This is a genomic window from Psychrobacillus sp., assembly GCF_056205495.1.
Genome location: NZ_JBAEAP010000549.1, coordinates 1 through 4,455 on the forward strand (window position 1 = coordinate 1; position 4,455 = coordinate 4,455).

The 4,455-nt window shown below is 33.5% G+C and carries 5 protein-coding genes; 3 read left to right on the forward strand and 2 right to left on the reverse strand.

Annotated features, from left to right (window positions below; translation table 11 throughout):
- Window positions 1-407: alpha/beta hydrolase (locus tag AC06OU_RS15575; protein ID WP_475856989.1), on the reverse strand; the 407-nt coding region annotated here is incomplete at its 3' end.
- Window positions 408-521: 114 nt separating this feature from the next.
- Here AC06OU_RS15575 and AC06OU_RS15580 point away from each other — a divergent pair.
- Window positions 522-1,106, forward strand: coding sequence for a phosphatidylglycerophosphatase A family protein (locus AC06OU_RS15580; RefSeq protein ID WP_169358875.1), 585 nt, complete (start codon window positions 522-524; stop codon window positions 1,104-1,106).
- Window positions 1,107-1,394: 288 nt separating this feature from the next.
- Here the strand turns inward: AC06OU_RS15580 and AC06OU_RS15585 are convergent, their stop codons facing one another.
- Window positions 1,395-1,550: a hypothetical protein gene (locus AC06OU_RS15585; RefSeq protein WP_169358876.1), complete on the reverse strand. Its 156-nt coding sequence runs from the start codon at window positions 1,548-1,550 to the stop codon at window positions 1,395-1,397.
- Between the two features lie 313 nt (window positions 1,551-1,863).
- Between AC06OU_RS15585 and AC06OU_RS15590 the strand changes: the two genes are divergently transcribed.
- Complete coding sequence (locus tag AC06OU_RS15590) at window positions 1,864-3,252, forward strand: aldehyde dehydrogenase (protein WP_475856991.1); 1,389 nt, start codon at window positions 1,864-1,866, stop codon at window positions 3,250-3,252.
- A gap of 190 nt (window positions 3,253-3,442) precedes the next feature.
- Window positions 3,443-4,455 (forward strand): PAS domain-containing protein (locus tag AC06OU_RS15595; protein ID WP_475856993.1); only part of this gene is annotated, 1,013 nt, incomplete at its 3' end.

Genomic DNA, 4,455 nt, shown 5'->3' on the forward strand with positions numbered 1-4,455 from the left:
GTAAGTAAAGAAATTGTTCCTGCCAGTGAATCACCTATTAGAGCTCTCCCCATTCCAATTTGATAAGTAGGATAATTTTCATCAATATAAGGAACTAGCTCTTGTGCTATAAACCTTGAATACGCAAGCTGTTGCTCTCCCTCAGGATGATATTTACTTCGGCGATCTTTTACATTTTTATAAGGCACGCCCACAATGATTAAGTTTTCTATTTCCCGGTTTTCATATAATTCATCTGCAATCCGGGATATTCTGCCAAGCTGAAAGTAGTCTTTTCCGTCTGATGCGATTAAAACACTATATTTGTATAATGGTGAATAATTGGGAGGTAAATAAATTAATAACTGGATCTCTTCATCTAAAGCTTTACTGTAAATTGTTGTATCTTGTAATGTGCCTCGATTCATATTTACACCTCGTTGTCATGTTATATAGAAATTGTATCATATACTGGTAAAGAGGTATAATAAGAGGAGTCGCAAGGAATCTTTTACAATGTTAGATTATAAGGAGGTTATTTTTTGGAAAATGAATCATTAAGAGTGCATTCGAGAACAGTAGAGCAAGCCACGTTAGATGCCTTAAAACGTAGAGGGGTTACCATCGAAGAGGTTGCTAAAATCGTGTATGAAATGCAGTTTCCTTATAATAAAGGATTAACAATTGAACATTGTATTGAGTCGATCAAGAGTGTCATGAAAAAAAGAGAAATGCAGCATGCCATCTTAGTTGGTATTGAATTAGATGAGCTTGCTGAGAAGAAAATGCTTTCTGCTCCTCTTCAGCAAATTGTAGAAGCAGATGAAGGTTTGTTCGGAGTAGATGAAACAATCGCATTAGGCGCTGTATTTACATACGGAAGTATAGCCGTCACCACGTTTGGGCATCTAGACAAGAATAAAATAGGTATTATATCTAAACTAGATACAAAGAAGGGTGGAAGTATTCATACCTTTTTAGATGATTTAGTTGCAAGTATCGCTGCTAGCGCAGCATCTCGTCTCGCTCACCGAACAAGAGACTTAGAAGAAGCAAATGAAACCTTTGAAGATATAGCACCAGAAGAAACAGCTCCAGAGACTAAAATTAAAGGTACAACAACATAATATAGTCGTATGAAAGTCTGTGGACAAACTGAAATTGAAGTTTGTTTGCAGTCTTTTTAGTTCAATGAATTTATTAGCAATTTATTTCCCCTATCAAATGGTAATTTTCAGGAGTGTAGGGGTTATCAATTAACATGATTAGGTACATTATTTCTAAAGTATTGTAAAGAATAAAATATATAAGAGCATATTAAAAGGAGGAGAATCATCTGACTCTCCTCCTACATGTTCTAAGTAACTACGATATATTACTATTTCAAAATAAAAAATTGACTTTTAGAAAATAATCTATTCGATTGTAGTTGTCTCGGTTATAGTAGAGTCACTTTGTTGGAAATATAAAAAAGTTTCCTCTTCTAGTTCATTTTGTAAACGTTCCTTGTTTAAGCCTATGGACATTGGTCCTTGAAAAATAGGTTCCCACCATGTTTGAGTTTCAGTCATTATATTTCCTCTCCTTTTTAAAAGCTTTTAAATAATTCATTTGATTTTTATATACCCCAATTTGTTGCACCATCAAACACTAATTACGAAATTAAAACTTTTCATAAGACAGGACTGGTTAAAGAACGGTTAAAAAGATTACTTTATAACTCATCCTTTAAAAGTAGTATGCCATTTTTGCATCATTTAATGTACTAGGAAGAAAATCCAATTTCTTTCGTCTACTTGAAAAAAATAGTATGCTTTAGCAAGAAGGTCTTTTAGCACTAAAGAAGTTTTACTACAAAACAAAGTCGATGAGGAGATGATTTATGTGAAATTTACTTCACAGCAGTTGGATATTATGTTAGAGGAGCACCACGCTTTTTACTACTCAGGCATAACAAAATCCGCGAAGTTTCGAATCGAACAATTAGAAGTATTGAAAAAAACGATTAAGAAGTATGAAGCTGAAGTAATTGAAGCTCTTTATAAGGACTTAAGAAAGAGTGAGTTTGAGTCATATACGACAGAAATAGGCTTAATATATGAAAGTATTTCAAACATGAATAAAAACCTAGAGCACTGGATGCAGCCTAAACAAGTGAAGACTCCAATGGCCTTAATGCCATCTAAAAGTCAGATTATTAGTGAACCCTATGGAACTGTATTAATTATTGCCCCATTTAACTATCCTTTTCAATTAGTAATGGAACCGTTAATTGGTGCAATTGCTGGCGGTAATTGTGCCATGATTAAACCTTCGGAAACTACTCCTCACACTACTAATATAGTGAAAAAGATTGTTGCAGAGGCATTTCATCCGCATTATATAAGAGTCGTGGAAGGAGAAAAAGAAGAAACTTCCCTTTTAATCCACGCTCCATTTGATTTTATTTTCTTTACAGGTAGTGTAAATGTAGGGAAGGTAGTAATGGAAGCAGCTTCTAAAAGACTCACTCCTATTGCTTTAGAATTAGGTGGGAAAAGCCCGGCTATTGTCGATCATACAGCTAACTTAGATTTAGCCGCTAAACGTATTATTTGGGGTAAATTAGTGAACGCCGGACAAACTTGTATTGCACCTGATTATTTATTAGTAGAAGAGCCGGTAAAAGACAAGCTGATTGAAAAATTACAGGAAGCAATTCATCTTTTTTATGGAGAAAATGTACAAGAAAGTACAGACTACGGCAGGATAGTTAATACCAATCACTTTAAACGACTACAAAAAATGATTGTACAAGAAAAGGACCAGATTATTTTTGGTGGAAAATCAGACAAGGAAGATTTATATATAGAGCCTACAATTCTAGATGGTGTACAATTTTCTAGTCCATCTATGCAGGAGGAAATCTTCGGACCAATTTTACCTGTAATCACTTACAAAGAGTTACCTGATATTATTCGTCAGATTAGAAAATTCCCTAAACCTTTAGCTGCCTATATGTTCAGTGAGCATGAGGGAGCTCAAAACTATTTCCTAGAAGAGCTTTCATTTGGTGGCGGTTGTATAAATGATACTATCATGCATGCAGGTAGTGCACATTTACCTTTTGGTGGGGTAGGAAACTCTGGAATGGGTGCATATCATGGACTAGCGAGCTTTGAATTATTTACTCATCAGAAATCTATTGTGAAGAAGAGCACAACTATACCTCTTAATGTAGCATTCCCGCCTTATAAGAACAAAATAAAGCTAGTAAGAAGTTTATTAAAATAATAGTATTTTTTGGAGGTGCGATGATATAAAATTGTCGCACCTTTAGTGCGTTGTAATTATTTTATGGACAAATGGTGACATTACATAATCCAATAATATCAATCGTATATTGACAATTTATATCTTTTTTACTACTATTTGAATTAAGAGAGTTGTGTTTTTACGATAAATTTAAAATGGAGGACAAGTAATGGAGTCCATATTTGGAACAGGGTCCAAAGATTTATTGCTCACAGTAAAAGATGCTTTACATAAAGAGTCGTTGTCAGATATTAACCTACTGGAAGAAAAACTTGAAGATACATTTTATAAAATGAATCTGATGAGCTATGCAGTAAATGAAACCATGATTATTGCTTTAACTGATCATGCTGGAAAAATATTATATGTAAATGACAAATTTACGGAGATCTCTGGTTACTCTCGTAAAGAATTAATCGGAAAAACTCATCGAATTATTAATTCCTTCACCCACCCGTCTGGATTTTTTGAAGAATTGTGGAAAACAATTCTTCAAGGTCAAACATGGGAAGGTGAAATATGTAACAAACGTAAAAATGGAGAATTGTATTGGGTAAAGACTTATATTTTACCTATTAATACAATTGAACAAGGTACATACTTTTTAAGTATTCGGACAGATATAACGAATGAAAAAGAAAATGAGCTACGTTTAAAGACTAATATCATTAATTCCTTTGATACTGTAGTGAGACATGTAAATAACTTAATCTTTAGATTAGATAAAGAATTGAATTTTACCCTACTAACCGGAAAGATAGCAACAGAGTATTTTGTGGAAAAAGGAATTCCGATGATTCATCCTTCTAATGAACTGTTTGCGGAACAAACATCTCGATCCTTCAGTCAGACGATGGATTATTTTCCTAAGGAAATATCTGATAGATTTAAGCATAATATTTCTAAGGTCTTTTTAGGGAAGGAAGTTTCTTATAAAGAATGGTTTGGGCCTAAATGCATTCATATCACAATCTCACCTATTGAAAAAGAAGGTGAAATAATGGGCACTATAGGAATAGGAAATGATATTACGGAAATAGAAAACACTAGAAGGAAGTTATCAGAGCTAGCGTACGAGGATCATTTAACAAATACATACAATACTGCAGCATTAAATAGAGATATTCAACTTAAGATAAAATTAAAGGAAAAGTTTAGTTTTCTATATATTGATTTAGACCG